This window comes from Acinetobacter sp. T_3_1 (assembly GCF_025377055.1).
Lineage (GTDB): Bacteria > Pseudomonadota > Gammaproteobacteria > Pseudomonadales > Moraxellaceae > Acinetobacter > Acinetobacter kookii.
On sequence record NZ_JACHVD010000002.1, the window covers coordinates 417,220 to 436,587 of the forward strand.

The following is a 19,368-nucleotide window of genomic DNA, read 5'->3' on the forward strand; positions in this document are numbered from 1 at the left end:
TTTTTAATCAGATCCAGGTCAGTAAGCTTGGATCTTCGGCCTTAATAAAATGATGTTCATTCAAGCTCAGTAATTGCGGTTCATTTCCCACCAGACGCAGTGTGGTGATGCTAGTATTGGCGATTGCCCAGTTTAAGGCAAAAGTCCTGTTGGCATTCAGCTCTAACAGTTTTCCTGCAGCCACCGAAATCACCCCACCCGAAGTAAACACCACGGCATAACGCGGTTTAATTTTGGCCAGTTCATTGCATAAATTTTGCAATGCTGTTTCAACCCGGTTTTTAAAATGCGGCCAGGATTCATCATATTCATGGTGATAGTCACCACCCGTCCAGCGCTCAATCGCCCCTTCAAAAATTTTGGCCAGATAAGCCCGAGGATTATCTTCCTTGGCGACATCCTGCTTTAACAGATGCGGTTCATTAAAACGTGGCTCGTATCTGGCAAAAACCTGCTGGTGATTGAACTCATTCCATGCGCTGTCAGTCTGAATCTCGGTTTCAGGAAAACATTCAGCCAAAGCCAGGTTGGCTGTCTGTTGATGACGCTGCATTGAGCCTGACACCACATAAGGAGCTTCTTTTAGAATTTGGTCGAAATATTGTCCCAATAATTTCGCCTGTAATTCGCCGTTTGGGGAAAGTTGGTCATAACTTTCCTCTCCAAATGAAGCTTGTCCGTGACGAATCAGATAGATTGTGGTCATGTTGGCATCAGTTCCTTAAATTTCGCGATATATTTTTGTGCCAGTTCATTGGCTTCAATTTTTTGCAGACCAATCAATTTAAGTGCACGGATATGCAAGGCATGAATCACCACCCAGAAATCTTTAAAGGCTGGATTATTGGTCTGCTTATGGTAATAACGATAATAGATTTGCTGTGCAATCACGGCCAAACGGAAAATGCCGAACACTTCATAAAAGGTCCAGTTATGGGTCTGTAAGCCGGTTTTTTGCAAATAATAATCCACGACTTCCTGACGTGTGAACATGCCTTTTAAATTGGTGGGCTGACGACGCGTCGCTTTAAAAATATGATTGTCGCTTTCTTCAACCCAATAAGCCAGTGCCGAACCCAAATCCATCAAAGGATCACCCAGAGTAGCCATTTCCCAGTCCAGCACGCCAATCACCTGAGTCGGATGCTTCGGATCTAAAATCACATTATCAAAACGCCAGTCATTGTGAATAATGCAGCTGGTGGAATCGGCAGGAATATTGTCTTTCAGCCAGTGACGGATATATTTAAAGGAAGGCACATTTAAGGTTTTGGCTTTTTCATAACGGGCATCCCAACCTTCTACCTGACGGCGACAGTATCCGTCGCCCTTGCCGAGCTTTTCCAGTTCTGTCCCTGCATAAGGCACCTGATGCAATTCAATCAGTTTATCGATGACATTAATACATAATTCCCGAACCTGGGATTCATTAAAATTGAGCTCTTTGGGTAAATTGGCGCGTGGAATAATGCCTTCCACTCGCTTCATGACATAGAAGTCGCAGCCAATTACAGATTCGTCCTGACACAGGGCCACCATTTCCGGCAAGACCGGATAGAAAGGCGCCAGATTTTTTTGCACGTTGTATTCACGTGCCATATCATGTGCAGATTTGGCTTTGGTCCCTTTAGGCGGGCGACGTAAAATCAAGTCCGTGTTGTCATATTTTAAACGATACGTCCAGTTAGACGCCCCACCTGAATATTGCGTGACTTCGACCTGACCTTGTAAATCAATACCTTGTGCCTTGAGCCAATGCTCAACAGCCATGACATCTAGCTCTTCACCCTGACGGACCGTTCCACCCACATCAATCACTGACATTGTTTTTTTCCCTGAATCTTCAATTTCAAAAAGACTTCTTAGCTTGCTTATTTATACCTAATTCACTGTTCATAAACAGCAAAATTTTCAGGTAAGTTGTAAGAAGCCTCAGCCTGTATTTCGCTAATTAATCTTTTTTACGACTTGAACGATAACCACGTTTAGCCAGTTCAAGTTTAGCAATCATGCCTTTATGCACTTCATCCGGACCATCGGCCAGACGTAGACTGCGTGCCTGGGCAAAGAAACCGGTCAGTGGCGTATCCCGTGATACGCCAGCACCCCCGTGTATCTGCATGGCCATATCAACGACTTTTTCCAGCACGCTTGGCGCAACCACTTTAATCGCTGAAATTTCAGTCAGTGCTGCCATATTACCTAAAGTATCCATCTTGTAAGCAGCATAAAGTGTAAGTAATCGTGCCTGATCAATGGCTACACGCGCTTCTGCAACGCGCTCCAAATTACCACCCAGTTTTAAAATTTCCTTGCCAAAAGCAGTACGGCTCATACCCCGGTCAATCATCAGTTCTAAAGATTTTTCCGCCGCGCCAATACAGCGCATGCAATGATGAATACGGCCTGGTCCCAACCGACCCTGGGCAATTTCGAACCCCTGGCCTGCACCACCAATAAAATTGGCTACAGGCACACGTACATTATTAAAGCTGATTTCGCCGTGACCATGAGGCGCATCATAGTCCCCAAACACAGGCAGCATGCGTTCGATTTTCACCCCGGCAGTATCTATCGGAACCAGTACCATGGAATGTTGATGATGACGGTCTTTGCTTGCGTCAGGCGTATGGGCCATAAAAATGATGATTTTGGCATTGGGATCGCCCAGACCGGATGACCACCATTTGCGGCCATTCAAAACAATTTCATCTCCCTCGATAACCGCGGTTGCCTGCATATTGGTGGCATCAGAGGATGCTACAGCAGGTTCAGTCATACAAAAAACCGAACGAATTTTTCCTTCAAGCAATGGCATGAGCCACTGTTTTTTCTGTTGTTCAGAACCATAACGCCACAATACTTCCATGTTGCCGCTATCGGGCGCATTACAGTTAAATACGATTGGTGCAATTAAACTACGGCCGGAAAGTTCGGCAATGTGTGCATATTCCTGAACGGAAAGCCCTTGCCCCAGAACAGGATCGGGCAAAAACATATTCCATAAACCGGCTTGTTTGGCCTTGTTTTTTAATATTTCAAGTTGAGTGGGCCATTGCCATGTTGTCCAGTCCCCCCCTTGATTGAGCTCATGAACATCATTCCAGAACTCGGTTTCAACCGGTTCAATTTCTTCCTTAATGAACTTTTTTGTTCTTTCAATATAATCCTGCGCACGTGCTGACAGCTCGAACATGACCATTTCCCTCAAAATATATTATCTGATCTTTACAACAACATAACCTGAAACCTATTATGAATGAAATGATTTAATTCAATATAAAACTATGAACAGTATTCATAATAAAGCCATGATTGATCTGGGGGTTTTTCATCGCATAGACATTAACCTATATCCCTTATTTATTGCAGTTTATGAACAAAAAAGCATTTCCAAGGCTGCGCAGATTTTATGTATCAGTCAATCTGCTGCCAGTCATGCCTTACAGCGTTTAAGACAGCATTTACAGGATGATTTATTTGCACGTGCCGGTAGCAAAATGCTGCCTACTCCATTTGCCGAGCAAATTTATCCCGTCATTAAAAATGCACTGTTTGCCATTCAAAACATTTCAATGCAAAAACAGAGTTTTGAACCTGGTATGGTGCAAAGTTTAAAAATTGCGGTACATGATGAAATTGAACCGATCATTTTTCCCAAACTGGTTCAGCACTTTCAAAGCCTGGATCTGGACATTCAATTTTTCAGCAGCAAGCTCGACCGTAAAAGCATGGCGACTGACCTCGCGACCCAGCAAATAGACTTTGTCATTGATCTGGAACAAAACTTCGGTGATAAAATTCAATTTCAGAAGTTGCTACAAGATCAGTTTGTGGTGTGTACCCAACAACCGGAAATGACTGAACCGCTGTACCTGGCTGCTCCGCATATTGGCGTTTCCTCTCGCCGGACTGGTGTTTTAGTAGAAGATATTTATTTAAACCGTAAACAACTGTCGCGGCAGATTTTTTTGCGCTGTCAGCACTATTCAACGGCTTTACAGATTCTGCTGCTAAACCCTCAAGCAGTTTTAACTATTCCTCAAAATTTGCTGGATCATTTACAAGTTTCTCCATCATTAAATATTTTTCCGGTACCTGTAGACTTGCCGCTTATTTATCTGGGGATGTATTGGCATAAAGATCTGAAAGATAATTCGCGTCATCAGTTTTTGCGCAGCGAAATATCTAAAATTTTTACTTAGGCTATTTTGATGGCTCAATTAATTTGCTTAGGCTATTTATAAATACAATCACCAGCTGCCATCTTTAGAAATGAAGCGTTTTATGACTCTTTTTTTTCATAGTGAATGATCATCTTGAATTGATCATTTCAATACTACTTAGGCTATTTGGGATATTTTGAGAGATCTGAATGATCTGTTTATTCCGGGATCACCTTTTGCTGAATAAGTAGCCGAAATACTGCATTGGCAAGGGTTTTGAGCTTGTTTGGCTATTTCTCAAGCCGTCATGTTTCAGGATTTCCCTTAATATAGCAGCTCATTTTTTATCTTTTTCTTGCTGAATTTGCTCTGGTATTTTCCAGCCAAATTCAACAAATTTTATCTATGTTGGCAAATCTCTCCCCTGTTTGGCTCATTGTATTGGGCATGCTGCTGTGTGCAGTGCTGTTTTTTATCTTCCGAAAAATTCATGCTTTCCTTACTGACCTATTTAAACCCTTCAAAAAAGGGAAAAAATACTGGTGTAAAGTAATTGCGGTGAGTGATGGTGATACCCTGACCTGTACGCGGTTCAACTTGCGTCGCTCAGAAACCAAACTGCGTTTTGCCTACGTGGATGCTCCAGAGTCGACGCAAACCTATGGCAAGGAATCTCAGCGTCTGGTGAAAAAAATGGTGTATTACAAACTGGTCCGTGTCGAAATTACCGATGTCGATCGTTACGGGCGCTGTGTTGGCGTCATTTACCGTTTTAAACGCAATATCAATCAGGAACTGGTCAAACGGGGCGCGGCATGGGTGTATGAGGAATATATTAAAAATCCGACGCAAAAACAGAAATGGCTGGCCCTTCAAAATCAGGCCAAGAAGCAGAAAAAAGGTTTATGGAAAAATTCGCATCCGGTACGCCCCAGTGTTTACCGTAAGCGAAATAAATAGAATTTCAGAATAGATAAATAATCATCTTCAAATATAGATTTAAGTTTGATCTCATGGATCAAACTTGCGGGTTAAAAAATAAAGTGGCTTGTCTAAAACCAACCACTTTAAAATTTATGATCAACAGTTAAAGATAATAAGCCAGTTGAACAAGCAGCCGGAATGCTCCAGCAATCAATGCTAAAGCAAAAAATCCACCTAGCCACAACACAATAAACCACTGCGTCTGTGAAAGTTTCATAGTTACTCCCTAATGATAACCCTGGTCACCAATGCGCACTTTGTCGCGGAATACCCAGTAAGACAAAGCGGTATAAATAATAATAATTGGAATGAGCAGTAATGCACCAATCAGGGTAAATAACTGACTGCTTTGTGGGGCGGCCGCATCCCAGATAGTGACTGAACGTGGAATGATATATGGCCATAAACTGATCAGAAATCCGGTATAGGCCAGAAATACCAGTGCCAGAGTATAAATAAATGGACTCAGTTCTTTACGTTGCTTGCAGGCACGCAAAGCCAGGTAGGTAAAGACCAGAACCAGAATGGGCACCGGACTGAAATAGGTGAGCTGAGGCTGGCTAAACCAGCGTTCGGCAATTTCAGGATGGGCCAAAGGCGTATAAATACTGACCGCACCGAAAATGATGAATAAGGCAACAATCAGCTTCGGCATGAGTTGAAACATTCGATTTTGCAAGTCTGCCTCAGTTTTAAAGATCAGCCATCCACAGCCCAAAGTGGCATACAATACCACCACACTAATTCCGGTAAATACTGAAAACGGCGTAAGCCAGTCCAGTCCACCTCCCGTATAAACGCCATTGGTGGTTTTGATGCCCTGAATATAAGCGCCGAGAATGATGCCCTGAAAAAATCCGGTTAAAATCGAGCCGCCAATAAAGGCCATGTCCCAAAGATGTCGGTTTCGTCTGGATTTGAAACGGAATTCAAAGGCCACTCCGCGAAAAATAAGCGCGACCACCATCAGAATAATCGGCAGGTATAGCGCAGAAAGCACTGTTGAATACACCAGGGGAAATGCCGCAAACAGGCCTGCCCCACCCAGTACCATCCAGGTTTCATTGCCATCCCATACGGGAGCAACAGTATTCATCATCACGTCACGTTCTTGCTGCGCTTTAAAGAAAGGAAACAAGATGCCGATACCCAGGTCAAAGCCATCCAGCACCACATAAATCAGCACGCCGACAGCAATAATTACAATCCAGATAAAAGATAAATCAATCATTTGTCATTCTCCTGCTGATTGTCGAGCGGCTGACCATCCAGCTCTTCATCGGTACTGCCCAATGGACGATGCGAAGCCTGAATAACCCTTTCTTCACTATGCGGCACGAAATGAACAAACTCCGGGCCCTTATGCATGATTCGGAGCATGTAATAAATGCCAATGCCAAAGACCACGCAATAGACCACGACAAAGATAATCAGGGTCAATCCCACCTGTTCTGCCGAAACTGGGGATAAGGCATCTTTCGTTCTCATCACGCCATAAACAACCCAAGGCTGACGCCCGACTTCGGTAGTAAACCAGCCTGCAAGCAAGGCAATAAAGCCCGATGGTCCCATCCACAAAGCAAAACGGTGGAACCCGGGGCTTTCATAGAAACGACCTGTGCGCCTTAACCATAAACCGGTGAGGGCCAATAACAGCATCAGTACCCCTAGCCCCACCATAATCCGGAAGCTCCAGAATACGATGGTGGAATTTGGCCGGTCCTCAGGTGCAAATTCTTTCAAGCCCTGAACCTGACCATTCATGGAATGGGTTAAAATCAGGCTTCCCGCGTTTGGAATACCGATGGCGTACTTGGTTTCTTCTGCCTGCATATCTGGAATCCCAAATAAATACAGAGGCATGCCTTCATTATGATTGGTTTCCCAGTGTCCTTCTATCGCGGCAATCTTTGCAGGCTGGTGTTTTAAGGTGTTGATTCCATGCAGGTCTCCAATCAAAACCTGTAAAGGCGTAAGCGCTAAAATCATCCATAAGGCCATGGAAAAAGAGGTTTTGACCAGTTCATCCCTGCGGCCTTTAAGCAAATGCCATGCTGCTGTCGCTGCGACCAGTAAGGCGGAAACCAGGAATGCGGCCATTGCCATATGTGCCAAGCGATATGGGAAAGAGGGATTAAATATAATGGCCAGCCAGTCTTGCGGAACGATAATGCCATTTTCAATGCTGAAACCTTGCGGGGTCTGCATCCAGCTGTTGGATGAAAGAATCCAGAACATGGAAATACATGTTCCGAGCGCAACCATAACCGTGGAAAAAAAGTGTGCATAAGGCCCCACCCGTCCCCAGCCAAACAGCATAATGCCCAGAAAACCTGCTTCCAGAAAGAATGCCGTCAGTACTTCGTAGGCCAGCAGCGGTCCCGTTACACTGCCTGAAACCCGCGAGAATTCACTCCAGTTGGTACCAAACTGGTAACTCATGACGACGCCTGAAACCACGCCCATACCAAAGGCAATGGCAAATATTTTGACCCAAAATTTAAACAGGTCCTGATAGACCGGATTTTGGGTTCTGAGCCAGCGCCACTCTAAAACAGCCAGAAAACTTGCGAGACCAATCGAAATGGCGGGGAAAATAATATGAAACGATACAGTGAAAGCGAATTGAACTCGGGCCAGTTCAAGTGCGGTTAGTCCTAAATTCATAACATCACCTTTTTAATTCGTTGATGTGGTGATTAAGCACGTTGCGACTTAATAATATGCTGTTGTTGTTTTGACCTTATTCAGGATACGCCTAAATCTTAAGCAAAGTATGTTGATTTATTATTTCCTGGTTTTACAGCTGGCTTGAAATATGATTCATCAATGAATTGAAATGGCGGATATGACTGAGCCATGTTTAACAATAAATCTTGAGGGATGCTTGCTTAATACTTGAACAATCAACTAAACAGGCGTAAAGTTGACTGAATTTAGTTACCCTAGCTAACTATTATGCTAAATCCACTTAACTTCCGTGCTTCATTACTGCGCTGTGCACGTTTAATGAGCGATGAAATCAACATTATTTTACTTCCACATCAGCTAAATTATTCCTTGTGGCAGGTACTGTATGTCATACAGCTTAAGCAAGGCTGTACCTCTATCGACATTGCTGAATATCTGAATGTTTCCAAGCCTTCGATTGCAAAACGGATTCATGCCCTGATGCAACTGGAGGTTTTGGATCAGGTCGATACTGAAGACAAACGGCAAAAGAAACTGATCCTGAGCATTAAAGGCCAACAGCTTTTTGCCACATGCTCTCAAAAACTGGACCTGTTTGAACAACAGCTGCTATTGCCCTTGGATCAGGCTGCTCAAAATAGTACCTTAAGCACCCTTCATCAACTTATGCAACATCTGCAAGAGATGAAAGGGGGTCAGTCATGAGTGAACATACGCCCTTATGGAGCAAAAATTTCATTCTTGTCAGTGCCATTAACTTTCAGCTGGTCCTGACCTTTTATCTTCTGGTGGTGGTCATTGTCGGTTATGCCGTTGCTGAACTGGGAGCAACCACGGCTCAGGCAGGTCTGGTTTCAGGTTTGTTCATTGTCGGCACCCTGATTGGCCGTTTGCTTGTCGGTCAGTTTCTGCAACGTTTTGGCCAAAAGACCACCATGATTGTGGGTTTAATCGGATTTCTGATTTTTTCAGGATTCTATTTTATTCCCATGAATATCACTGCCTTGCTGGGAGTGCGCTTCATGCATGGGTTTATGATGGGCATGGCATCGACCGTATTGGGCACCATCATCGCACAGATTTTACCGCCGACCCGTCGTGGTGAAGGCATTGGCTACTATAGCATGAGCAGTACTCTGGGTACCGCGATTGGCCCGTTTCTGGCTATCTGGATGATGCTGCATGTCGGTTATAGTTCAATTTTTGCCTTATCGAGCCTTGTCGCAGTAAGCTGCCTGGTGGTGGCTTTGATGATTGAAGTGCCTAAGCTGCCGCAACACACCAAAACGGTTGAAACACAGGTCAATATCAAAAAACCAGGTTTCATTTCGCAGTTTATTGAAATAAAAGCCTTGCCAATTTCGATCATCATGTTGTTGACTTCAATCTGTTATTCCGGGGTTTTATCCTTTATTAACTTCTATGCCAAAGAAATTGATCTGGTTGAAACAGCTTCTTTCTTCTTCTTGATGTATGCGATTGCGATTTTATTTTCGCGTCCATTTACTGGTCCATTGATGGATCGTAAAAGTGAAAATATCATTATGTATCCCGCATTTATTATTATGGCATTGGCCTTGTATCTGCTTAGTCAGGCACATAGTCCAGTCACACTTTTACTTTGTGCAGGCTTGCTGGGATTGGGTTATGGCAACATTCAGTCGGTTTGTCAGACCGTTGCGGTGAAAAGTACCACACTGAACCGGATGGGCTTTGCCACCTCGACGTTCTTCATCTTTCTTGATGCAGGTCTTGGTTTTGGTCCCTACTTTATTGGTATGGCGCTGGATTATATCAATTACGCGCAGCTGTATATGTATAGCGCGATTGCAGCTTTGATCTGTATTGGTTTCTACTATGTGCTGCATGGACATAAAGTGAAAAGCAAAGCCGTTAACGCTGCTTAATCATATTTCAATAGCACCGGGAAAAATTAAAACCATTGGCTAAAATGTGCGAAATCCCCTTTTATAAAGGGGATTTCAAAAAATTATGAATTACTTGAACACTTTGAAACGCGTTGCATCATCTATATAAGCTTTTTCTTTGGCTTCGCCTTCGACTGAACCAAAGACCAGCTGGGCACGCAGTTTCCAGGATGCCGGAATGTTCCATTCAGCATGGACCTGTTCATCCACGATCGGGTTATAGTGCTGAAGTGAAGCGCCTAATCCATCCGTATGTAAGGCTGTCCAGGTTGCGAACTGGGCAATCGCTGTTGAGTGTTCTGCCCAGATCGGGAAATTTTCTGCATAAGACGGGAACTGCTCTTGCAGATCTTTAATCACATCCATATCTTCAAAGAATAAAACGGTGCCCACACCTGCTGCAAAGCTGTCCATTTTGACACTGGTTTTTGCCGCACTTTCTTCATCTTTGGCATAAGACTTGAGTTTTTCTTTGACTAAATCCCAAAATTTTTCATGCTCGGCATTAAACAGAATCACCGCACGTGAAGACTGCGAGTTAAAAGATGACGGACTCTGCTTAATGGCATGCTTAATCAAATCAGTTAAATACTCTGGACTTTGCTCTACATTTTTACCCACCGCATAAATGGTACGGCGTTTATTAATTAAATCTAAAAACTGATTCGACATTCAATGAAATCCTGTGGTATTTCTTCGGGAAGATTTGGAACACCATACCCTCACTGTTAATAAAATGTGAAATATCTACTTTTATAACAATATTCAGGTCAAAGTGTTGTGGTCTTACCATATGCAATCATAATTCTAATTACCAGTACATTTTATTGATAATTAAATCTTTAATCTTTTATATAGACACACTTAAATAGCTTAAGCTGGTCTTTTTACAGTTAAAATTGGCATAAAAAATCCCCCAATATTTGGAGGATTATTATCGTATTTTAAACGAGTCTAAAATTTAGCATTCAACACATTTTGCAACACTTTATGCTTCCAGAGATCACGTAATGTCGGTAAATAGAATTTTTCACCAATTTCAACCAGTTCTGCATCAATCAGTGCATGAATTTCATGCATGAACAGATAATCCAGTTCTACAGTGGTTAATTTATGGTTATTTTTGGCAAATTCTTTACGCTTTTGCTGCGCAGTTTTGACCAGCTGATCGGCATAGTTTTTATTTTTAAATTGAGAAATTGCATTTAAACGCAATTCAATTACGCCCCAGCCACTGAGTAATAATTTGAACAATTCAAAATCTTCACTGGTCGATTCCCAGGTCATTTCATCCAGATTTTCATCGCTAGGCAGAACCGGAAGCAATAATTCCATCACACTTGGAAAAATCTTTTTAAAATTCAAAATAAATTTAACAGGATGCTCACCCGGATAATCCTTAAATTGCACCTTTTTCTGAACATCTGTTAAATAAATATCGAACATTAAAAATTTTCCTAGATAGATTACTGTTTTTCAAGGTTTTATTATTCACCTCGCAAAACTAATGCAAAATAATTGCAAAACAGTAATAAAACACGAAATGCATTTTAGCAATTATGACAATTTATTCAACGCTAAATTAAGCGCTATAAAGCTCCCCCATTTGGTCCATCCGTTCTTATTTCGATATCTCAATAAAAAATTAAGACAACACAATGAAACCTGGGCTGTATTTTTATATTGAGCATATGTGCAAAAAGTTTAATTAAAATAAACCCTATTTCGGCCAGCGTTTTTAGCTTTGTATAAACGTTCATCTGCTATCTCTAAAGCACTAATGAACTGAGATTCTGCATCTATTCGAGCTGCACCAAAACTTACGGTAGCTCTAATATTGTTAATAAAAAGTTGATCTTCAATTTTTTTGCGTAAGCGTTCAACTAAAGCTAATGAAGATTTTTCATCTGAACTTTGCAGCAATATAATAAATTCTTCTCCGCCATATCTGCCGACAATATCACCTTGCCGAATATTGGATCTGCATATATCCGCAATTGTGCACAAGATTTTATCCCCTACGGTGTGTCCCCATGTATCATTTATAATCTTAAAATGATCAACATCACACATCACCAGATAAACTTCACCATGCTGCAAGTTTTTAAACAGGTCTACTGTTTTTTCTAAAATACCATTACGGTTATACAGCTGCGTTAAAGGATCTTTCAATCTCTGTTCGTTAATGATACTAAACCTTTCTTTTACAGCTACAGCTGAAACGACAATTGCAAACCACAGACTGAAGAGTATATTTACTGCAATCATCATCATCCACCACTTTGTTGTGGCTAAGGTGATCAGTTGCACATTTTGAAGGTATACAATGACGATTAAAGTTCTGATAACAGCATAAGCAACTAAGAGAAAGTAGCTAAAGCATAAAAGCTTTTCCAGGAGGTCTGTTCTTTTCAATAAGGCATACACTTTCGGAAGTGCCAATGCCTCTAAGCATAGAATTGCAATATTAATTGTGACTATGCGTGGCCATAACTGCTCATCGATATACTTGAAATATAAAAGAAAAGACATAGCCACTATCATAAAAAGAGAAGCTGCAAACATATTTAACCTGGAATTGGCTTTTAACAGCATTCCATGTGTGACTGCCCAAGCCCCACCTAAATAGAAAAGTGCAAACCATGGTGCAGTCAGTTTCAGTTGTACATTTGTCATCAATGTCTGTGCAGCCAATGCCACTGATGGCAAAACACAACTCAGACCCATCCACAATAAATATTTGGGAGCTTTAAACCATACATGTGCAACAATAAAGACAGCCCCTATAAGCATTAAGCAAATCGGGTAAACTAATAAAAAATACTGGGTATCTGGCAGATTCACGGACTGAATGACACCTAGAGCTGTGTAGTTTTTATTCTAAATTGTTTAGCTAAAATTATTCAATAAATATTTATTTTTAATAATAAAAGCTGTATTTTTTTATCATTGCTGCGCTTGAGTCGTTCGTTAATTCACTATTTTTTCTAATTGCCGGGTAGCAATGCTCAGAAGTGTCCAATAATGAAATATGTAATAATCATTAAAATTGTGACTACCAGTATAGTCTGGTTATTTACTCTTCCCTTTTTCTATATGGTTTTAAAGGGCGGAAATCCTGATCGCTTTCGTGAACATCTAACTGATTTAACTAATTTAACAGTGCTAAGCCCCAATCAATTATTTGACCAGTTTCTCTTCCCTGGCACTGCCTGGATTGCAATCTTAGTATTTTTAGCCATGAACATTGGCTGGCTCATAAATAAGAAAATTCATCCATATTTTATCTATTTAGGTTCATTTTGCGGAATAATCAATTCTATATTCGCTGTTACGCTTAGCTTATGGATTGGCTTAGGTCTACTTTTAATTCCAGGCATTTGGTTTGCGAGTTACTTAGTACGCTGGCATTTAACTTCTGAATCCAAAACAACAGATGCTTTGCTGAAATAAAAAACCCCTCAATAAACAAAGTGCGGAATTGTGATTCAAATAAAAAGCCCTAGTAGAAGTGATGGGAGTTTATATAAAGATTAAGCAAATGACTTATATCAAAATAACTCTTCATTTCTTATAAGAGATATTTAGTTAATTTTAGGGCTATACGGAATAACGTGTGGACAAGCTTGTATGAATCTTATGAAAAATATACGAGTAACAACGGGGGGGTAATAATGTTTACGTCTATTTTATTAGGCTCTTTTTGCTTAATAGCTTTAAGTGCCTGCGGTGGAAAAAATGATTCTTCAGCACCACAAAATGAAAAAATAACGATAAAAGAGCAAGTCTTTCAGAAGTTAGAGGATGAAGGAAAATTACCAAAATTTGAAAGAACAGATTCAATTTTAGGGATTGATAAGGACCAAAATGGCATCCGTGATGATATTGACGCTCATATTGAACAAAAATATAAAGATGAACTTGAAAAAAAAGCGGTTCAACAATTTGCAAGGAATAGTCAGCAAAAAATGGCTGTTAATTTAGAGAATGAAGTTGAATTACAAGCATCATCTCATGAAGCTGATAGAGCAACGACTTGTGTTTATAAAACATTCAAAAGCAACCCGAATATAGACGCATCCGATGTAATTGATGAAATAGGAAATATGACTACAAATACCAAAAAACGCCTACAGGCTTATTACAAATATAGTGATGCTTTAGATGGTTTTGTGTTCACGATACCACAAAGAGATTACTGTGATGAATAAGAAAATTTATTTGAGTGCCATTTCTCTTTTAATGGTTGCATCTAGCATCACTAATGCTACAGACGATATAAATGATTTGTGCAACAAGTCTGATGTAACTATAGCCTATTTCAATGGTGTTCTTACGGATGAGAAAACAGCTCGTAAGAATCTTAATGAAATAGAAGAACGCTATAGTGACCAAATGGCTATACGGAATATTCTTAAAACTTAAATTCCACTACTTATTCCGCATAGCCAATTTTAGGAATACTTAATAATGAAGAAATTAGAAATCATATTTTCAGTAATTTTAGTCCTGGTTATTTTATATGGCATCCAATGGATGTTTCATGGTTTTCCAGTAGGAAATTAGCAATTTCCCCTCCAGTATTTATCCTGATTCGGGGTGAATAATCGTTTTAATACTTTACATTAAATCAATGCCGAAATGGCGCAAAATCAAAGCCCAGACAAGAAAAATCAAGATAGTCATTATGCAACAGATGGCTAAAGACAGCCAAAATCCATAACGCTGATAAAGTATCGGAAATGCCAAAAACATAGGTAAGGTCGGTACTACATACCAAAAGGTATACCAAGCATGATTGGAAATTTTCTGGGGATCCTGATTCTCAATTTTCATCCATATCAGCACAAGTACCGTGACAATAGGCAAGGCGGCAATTAGTCCCCCTAGACGGTCACTACGTTTAGCAACTTCTGAAATTAGTATGACCATCCCAGCAGTTATAGCATATTTAGCAATAAGCCAAACCATTGCATTTCCTTTAGCAAATAAAAAATTCTTTTTATAGGTTCTTTCAATCATCTATACGCTTTATTCGACCTATTAATTGCTCAATAGACAAGAAATTTATCCTTCTTTTCCCCTTTGCCACATGCTTTGAGTGACAAAAGTATAGGGCAATTAGAGGAACTGTTTTCAAGCATTTATTTTGGGTTATTTCTTTCGTTATGGATAGACAATAATCATCATTCTGATCATCTATTTAAATTGCATCAGTATCAAAAAAATTTAGCTGTATACTCAAAATCATGGCTCTGGAAAATCAACCAAGCCTCACAAAGTTGTAAGGCCTTTTCATAAATTAAACAGTGATATTTTGTGCCTTGATTGGTTCCTCTATTTTTCGTAAGTTATTGGCTTTTTTTTATTTTTCTTTCTTTTTTAACTTTCTAAAAATAATACCTAGCCGCCACCCTGCCCCAATCAAAGTGAATAATTTCATCTTTTACTTCAACCGATTAGAAATCCAAGCATATATGGCTCAAACTTATACCGATTGCACTCTAAGCCCAGTTCGATAGCTTGTGTATGTCAGGTAAATTTCTGTGGATTAAATAAAGCCTACCTTTCGTTGGGCTTCTACTTTATGGCTATTCACTATAAATCTGTTGTGACAAATACACTTTCAATAAAAGCATCTGCTTCATGATCATCCAGTACTTCAATGTTTACGTCTAAATGAATAACTTCAGCCCCCGTCTTTTCTTTAAATTCTGCAAATTTTTGCTCAGAAACTCTTGAATTTCATCTTCAAGCTTGGTTCTTGCAATGCGATATTCTTTTAGTGCTTCTTTCACAGACATCTCCATGGGCTTTTAATTGTGCAATTAATTTAACATAAAGATGAAAAAAGCCCACCATTTGGCGAGCGTTTAAATCAAAATATCAAATATAATCAATAAGCTTCTTTCATAAATTCCCTTTATTTCCCCCTGAGCTCGGTTTTAAGCAGTGCTTTAAAATCAAGCGCAAGAGAAAAATAAAAAGAATGTGCACAATTATGAAAGAAGTCTAATCATCGGCAGTTAATTTCTTCCTATATTGTACGGATATCTACCCTGGAAAAAACCACTGATGAGCAATTGATGATAGCTGTTCTCGCCTTTAGATGCCTATTTCACATTAGGAGACACCATATTTTCAGGAATCACCACAGCATCGAACTGTTCCGCAGTGACCAGATTCAATTCGACCGCGACCTGCTTTAAGGTTTTACCTTCCTTATAAGCTGTTTTGGCAACTTTCGCAGCATTTTCATAACCAATCACCGGATTTAAAGCGGTGACTAGCATGAGTGAATTATGCAGGAAATGATCTATCTTTTCCCGGTTTGGCTCAATGCCAACGGCGCAATGATCATTGAAGCTGTTACATGCATCGCCCAACAGTTGAATTGATTGCAACAGGTTAAAGGCAATGACCGGCATAAACACATTCAGCTCAAAGTTGCCCGAAGCTCCAGCGACATTAATAGTCGTGTCATTCCCCAGCACCTGTGCCACCACCATGGTCATGGCTTCACTTTGGGTCGGATTGACCTTGCCCGGCATAATGCTTGAACCTGGCTCATTTTCAGGAATACGGATTTCGCCAAACCCACAGCGCGGACCACTTGCCAGCCAGCGAATATCATTGGCAATTTTATTTAAACTTGTTGCCAGCGTTTTTAAGGCTCCAGAGGCAAATACTGCAGCGTCCCGGGCCGCCAAAGCTTCGAATTTATTCGGAGCCGTCACAAATGGCAAACCGGTTAAATTGGCCAGTTGTGCTGCTGCTTTAACCGCATATTCAGGATGAGCATTTAAACCGGTTCCAACTGCTGTCCCCCCCAAAGGCAATTCATACAAGCCCAGTAAGGCATAATGCAGACGTTTTAAGGCATGATCCAGTTGTGATACATAGCCACTAAATTCCTGACCCAGCGTTAAGGGCGTTGCATCCTGTAAATGGGTACGGCCAATTTTCACAATATCTGAAAATGCTTTAGATTTAGCCTCTAGAGTATCGCGTAAACATTGTACCGCAGGAATCAGCAGTTCATTGATTTGCAGGCTTGCAGCCACATGAATGGCCGTTGGAAAAGAGTCATTGGTCGATTGCGCACGATTGACATGATCATTGGGATGAACCGGCTTTTGCGCCCCCAAAGGATTACCCAGTTTCTGGTTGGCAATATTGGCAATCACTTCATTGCAGTTCATATTGCTTTGCGTACCCGAACCGGTTTGCCACACCACCAGCGGAAACTGGCTATCCCACTTCCCGGCAATGACTTCTTCTGCAGCATTGACGATATAATGTGACAGCTCATGAGGAATTTGATCTAACTCGGCATTGGTAATGGCTGCCGCTTTTTTGACTAGGCCCATCGCCCGAATCATCGGTCGGGGTAAACGTTCCTGGCCAATTTTAAAGTTTTGCAAACTACGCTGTGTTTGCGCCCCCCACATTGCTTCGCCTGGAACCTCTACCTCGCCCATGGTGTCGTGTTCAATACGTGTTTGCATGCTCTACCTCATATCCCTGTTGTTTTATTCATTCAGCCAATTGATTAGTTTTGACATATTTAATGATCTTAATCAAACATCTTGTAATTGTAAATGATTATTATTTACATATGCTTTTTAAGCTTCATACCTCTTTAATTTCCTTTTAGCGTTTGCTGATAAAAACGCCAGGCATCTTCAATCATTTGGGTAATGCTGCGTTTAGGTTGCCATTTTAAAATTTCATGGGCCTTGCTTGAAGTCGCCCCCACCTGATCGAGTTCAGCATAAGTATAAAACGGTGCATCTATGGTCTTGATTTCAGTCCGGGTGACTTTGGACACTTCACTGAGTAAGGCGCGGATGGACATATTTTGTCCTGCAATATTAAAAGCATCACAGGTATAAGGTTGGGTTCTTAACCACTGCAGGGTCGAGAAAATGGCATCACAACAGTCCAATACATGCAAAAAGCTGCGTTCAACGGTACGATCCAGGGTTTGGGCTTGCTGTCGCAGTTCAATATAATCACGTTTTCTCGCTGCTACCTGTAAAGCCAGTGGAATAATGTTTTTCGGCAATGGTGCAACAAACTCCCCGAGTACGGCATGTTCAAAGGCTCCGGCAATGTTGCATAATCTTAAAATGGCAATTTTCCATTCATTGTCGGTCAGTGCAGTATCACGGATGATTTCTTCCGTCATTTGTTGAGATTTGATATAGGGATTTGGATAGGAATAATTAAATGGCGTATCTTCGGTCAGAATTAAGCTGGACTGGCCGTAGACCGCCAGACTGGATAAATGAATCAGGCTCCGAATGCCTGTACGCTGCATGGAACGCAGCAAACTCATAATACAACTGACATTATCGTTATAATATTCCAGCGGTTTCAGCGCAGATTCTTCTATCGATTTGAAACCGGCGGTATGAATGACGGCTTCTACGGAATATTGTTCAAAAACTTTGTTTAAAGCCGGCGTATTGCGGATGTCAATTTTGACAAAAGGCACATACATGCCGGAAATGTATTCAAGTCGTTCCAGGGTTTGTAAAGTTGCATTGGATAAATTATCGACAATGATGACTTCTTGTCCATGAGCCATCAGGCTTAAGGCAATATGTGAGCCTATAAAGCCTAAACCACCTGTCACTAAAATCATTGTTTAGATACTCCTTATAATAATCAGTACCTTGCAATTTATTGGTGTAATTTTGGTGCTTACAACAACTTATCCACAGATATTAAAAGCAAAAAACCGACTCAAAAATTCTCTTGAGTCGGCTAATCTGCAAGAGCACTATATCACCATATTAAAGGTTTGAAATAATGCATGTGTTACAGTTATGGCTATGAACTGTATTTTATTTACGACAAAAAATGATCTTGCCATACCCCCCCTTCCAGGCGGTCTATTTTTATTTCAGCAATCTGTATCGTTCATGAGGAAGTCTTTTCAGTTTAAAGATATGATCATAGTGGACTGCCACTTCTCTCCTAAGCAAGACAACTCAGAAACGGCAAAAGCTTTTCAAGTCTCTCTAATGTTTATTCCTAATCGTATTTACATTCCTGTTCATTAAATGTCTTATAAAGTACTTAAAAGATAGACTTTTAATATAACTAAGCTCTTGCTGATGACTTCTATAAAAATCGTCAGGGCTATCAAATATACCGAAGTCTTGGTTAATTCCCTTGTCTTGAATAAAAGTATGACTTAGATTCCAGTCTATGGGTGGATTATCAAAATTATCTGTAAAGACTCCGAAACCACAGAATGTCTGAGTAACGTTTTTATTGATGTTTCTTAGCTCTTGAAGATATTTCTTATCAAGAATGACTCCTTCCAAGATATACCAATGTTCATTCACATAAACCTCCACCCAACTATGCAATATGTTTTTAGGTGAAAGCTTATACCAGATACCGTCTATCGCCCCTTTCTGTAACGCTTTATCAATAGTGAAGCCATGCAGTCGAGTAGGTATTTTGACTGCTCTTAACAGCGCCATCAATAAAGTTGCTTTTGTATTACATTGGCCATAGCCATCTTTTAAAACATCAGAAGCAGGAATCATGTCTCCGGTGTTATAGCCGAACGGCTTTGTTGC

20 protein-coding genes and 1 pseudogene are annotated in these 19,368 nt (G+C 40.7%); 7 read left to right on the forward strand and 14 right to left on the reverse strand.

What is annotated here, in order from left to right; all coding sequences use genetic code 11:
* Positions 1 to 7: 7 nt before the first annotated feature.
* The 3 genes from H4I94_RS04530 to H4I94_RS04540 form a co-directional block, all read right to left on the reverse strand.
* Positions 8 to 706, reverse strand: coding sequence for a histidine phosphatase family protein (locus H4I94_RS04530; RefSeq protein ID WP_092819648.1), 699 nt, complete (start codon positions 704 to 706; stop codon positions 8 to 10).
* A complete protein-coding gene (locus H4I94_RS04535; RefSeq protein ID WP_261181910.1) occupies positions 703 to 1,824 on the reverse strand; it encodes a phosphotransferase family protein in 1,122 nt (373 codons plus the stop codon). Before H4I94_RS04535 ends, H4I94_RS04530 begins: the two co-directional genes overlap by 4 nt.
* A gap of 127 nt (positions 1,825 to 1,951) precedes the next feature.
* Positions 1,952 to 3,196: an acyl-CoA dehydrogenase family protein gene (locus tag H4I94_RS04540; RefSeq protein WP_261181913.1), complete on the reverse strand. Its 1,245-nt coding sequence runs from the start codon at positions 3,194 to 3,196 to the stop codon at positions 1,952 to 1,954.
* A 91-nt stretch (positions 3,197 to 3,287) separates the two neighbouring features.
* On the opposite strand from H4I94_RS04540, the gene H4I94_RS04545 reads away from it, so the two are divergent.
* Both H4I94_RS04545 and H4I94_RS04550 read left to right on the forward strand, forming a co-directional pair.
* A complete protein-coding gene (locus tag H4I94_RS04545) occupies positions 3,288 to 4,205 on the forward strand; it encodes a LysR family transcriptional regulator (RefSeq protein ID WP_261181916.1) in 918 nt (305 codons plus the stop codon).
* 366 nt (positions 4,206 to 4,571) lie between these two features.
* Positions 4,572 to 5,126 (forward strand): thermonuclease family protein, encoded by a 555-nt coding sequence (locus tag H4I94_RS04550; protein WP_261181918.1) that lies wholly within the window; start codon positions 4,572 to 4,574, stop codon positions 5,124 to 5,126.
* A 127-nt stretch (positions 5,127 to 5,253) separates the two neighbouring features.
* Here H4I94_RS04550 and H4I94_RS04555 read toward each other — a convergent pair whose 3' ends face one another.
* The 3 genes from H4I94_RS04555 to H4I94_RS04565 are packed head-to-tail and all read right to left on the reverse strand — an operon-like array spanning position 5,254 to position 7,817.
* On the reverse strand, positions 5,254 to 5,367 hold the full coding sequence (locus H4I94_RS04555) for a DUF2474 domain-containing protein (RefSeq protein ID WP_086198210.1): 114 nt from the start codon (positions 5,365 to 5,367) through the stop codon (positions 5,254 to 5,256).
* 9 nt (positions 5,368 to 5,376) lie between these two features.
* Entirely contained in the window at positions 5,377 to 6,381 is a 1,005-nt protein-coding gene (gene cydB / locus H4I94_RS04560) for a cytochrome d ubiquinol oxidase subunit II (protein ID WP_261181922.1), read from the reverse strand.
* Positions 6,378 to 7,817 (reverse strand): cytochrome ubiquinol oxidase subunit I, encoded by a 1,440-nt coding sequence (locus tag H4I94_RS04565; protein ID WP_261181926.1) that lies wholly within the window; start codon positions 7,815 to 7,817, stop codon positions 6,378 to 6,380. Before H4I94_RS04565 ends, cydB begins: the two co-directional genes overlap by 4 nt.
* 291 nt (positions 7,818 to 8,108) lie before the next feature.
* Here H4I94_RS04565 and H4I94_RS04570 point away from each other — a divergent pair, with 291 nt between their 5' ends.
* Together H4I94_RS04570 and H4I94_RS04575 are read left to right on the forward strand one after the other, a co-directional pair.
* On the forward strand, positions 8,109 to 8,546 hold the full coding sequence (locus H4I94_RS04570) for a MarR family winged helix-turn-helix transcriptional regulator (protein ID WP_092819655.1): 438 nt from the start codon (positions 8,109 to 8,111) through the stop codon (positions 8,544 to 8,546).
* Positions 8,543 to 9,748 carry an MFS transporter gene (locus tag H4I94_RS04575; RefSeq protein WP_261181929.1) on the forward strand — a complete coding sequence of 402 codons (1,206 nt, stop codon included), beginning with the start codon at positions 8,543 to 8,545 and terminating at the stop codon, positions 9,746 to 9,748. The genes H4I94_RS04570 and H4I94_RS04575 overlap by 4 nt, the downstream gene beginning before the upstream one ends.
* A 90-nt stretch (positions 9,749 to 9,838) precedes the next feature.
* On the opposite strand, the gene H4I94_RS04580 is transcribed toward H4I94_RS04575, so the two are convergent.
* The 3 genes from H4I94_RS04580 to H4I94_RS04590 all read right to left on the reverse strand — a co-directional run bounded on the left by H4I94_RS04580 (position 9,839) and on the right by H4I94_RS04590 (position 12,613).
* A complete protein-coding gene (locus tag H4I94_RS04580) occupies positions 9,839 to 10,441 on the reverse strand; it encodes a nitroreductase family protein (protein ID WP_261181930.1) in 603 nt (200 codons plus the stop codon).
* 282 nt (positions 10,442 to 10,723) lie between these two features.
* Complete coding sequence (locus tag H4I94_RS04585; RefSeq protein WP_261181931.1) at positions 10,724 to 11,215, reverse strand: hypothetical protein; 492 nt, start codon at positions 11,213 to 11,215, stop codon at positions 10,724 to 10,726.
* Positions 11,216 to 11,473: 258 nt separating this feature from the next.
* Positions 11,474 to 12,613, reverse strand: a complete 1,140-nt coding sequence (locus tag H4I94_RS04590; protein ID WP_261181932.1) for a sensor domain-containing diguanylate cyclase — start codon at positions 12,611 to 12,613, stop codon at positions 11,474 to 11,476.
* 180 nt (positions 12,614 to 12,793) lie between these two features.
* Here H4I94_RS04590 and H4I94_RS04595 point away from each other — a divergent pair, with 180 nt between their 5' ends.
* From H4I94_RS04595 to H4I94_RS04605, 3 genes are all read left to right on the forward strand, one after another.
* On the forward strand, positions 12,794 to 13,222 hold the full coding sequence (locus tag H4I94_RS04595) for a hypothetical protein (RefSeq protein WP_261181933.1): 429 nt from the start codon (positions 12,794 to 12,796) through the stop codon (positions 13,220 to 13,222).
* 221 nt (positions 13,223 to 13,443) lie between these two features.
* A complete protein-coding gene (locus H4I94_RS04600) occupies positions 13,444 to 13,980 on the forward strand; it encodes a hypothetical protein (protein WP_131272804.1) in 537 nt (178 codons plus the stop codon).
* Complete coding sequence (locus H4I94_RS04605; RefSeq protein ID WP_180005683.1) at positions 13,973 to 14,194, forward strand: hypothetical protein; 222 nt, start codon at positions 13,973 to 13,975, stop codon at positions 14,192 to 14,194. The genes H4I94_RS04600 and H4I94_RS04605 overlap by 8 nt, the downstream gene beginning before the upstream one ends.
* 195 nt (positions 14,195 to 14,389) lie before the next feature.
* Here H4I94_RS04605 and H4I94_RS04610 read toward each other — a convergent pair whose 3' ends face one another.
* The 5 genes and pseudogenes from H4I94_RS04610 to H4I94_RS04630 form a co-directional block, all read right to left on the reverse strand.
* A complete protein-coding gene (locus H4I94_RS04610; RefSeq protein ID WP_314732913.1) occupies positions 14,390 to 14,740 on the reverse strand; it encodes a DUF3147 family protein in 351 nt (116 codons plus the stop codon).
* Positions 14,741 to 15,444: 704 nt separating this feature from the next.
* Entirely contained in the window at positions 15,445 to 15,567 is a 123-nt protein-coding gene (locus tag H4I94_RS04615; RefSeq protein ID WP_261181936.1) for a hypothetical protein, read from the reverse strand.
* Between the two features lie 315 nt (positions 15,568 to 15,882).
* Positions 15,883 to 17,277 carry a class II fumarate hydratase gene (gene fumC, locus H4I94_RS04620; protein ID WP_261181937.1) on the reverse strand — a complete coding sequence of 465 codons (1,395 nt, stop codon included), beginning with the start codon at positions 17,275 to 17,277 and terminating at the stop codon, positions 15,883 to 15,885.
* Positions 17,278 to 17,411: 134 nt separating this feature from the next.
* Positions 17,412 to 18,419, reverse strand: a complete 1,008-nt coding sequence (locus tag H4I94_RS04625; RefSeq protein ID WP_261181939.1) for an SDR family NAD(P)-dependent oxidoreductase — start codon at positions 18,417 to 18,419, stop codon at positions 17,412 to 17,414.
* Positions 18,420 to 18,798: 379 nt separating this feature from the next.
* Positions 18,799 to 19,356: pseudogene (locus H4I94_RS04630) on the reverse strand (transglutaminase-like domain-containing protein); the annotation flags it as partial.
* Positions 19,357 to 19,368 lie beyond the last annotated feature (12 nt).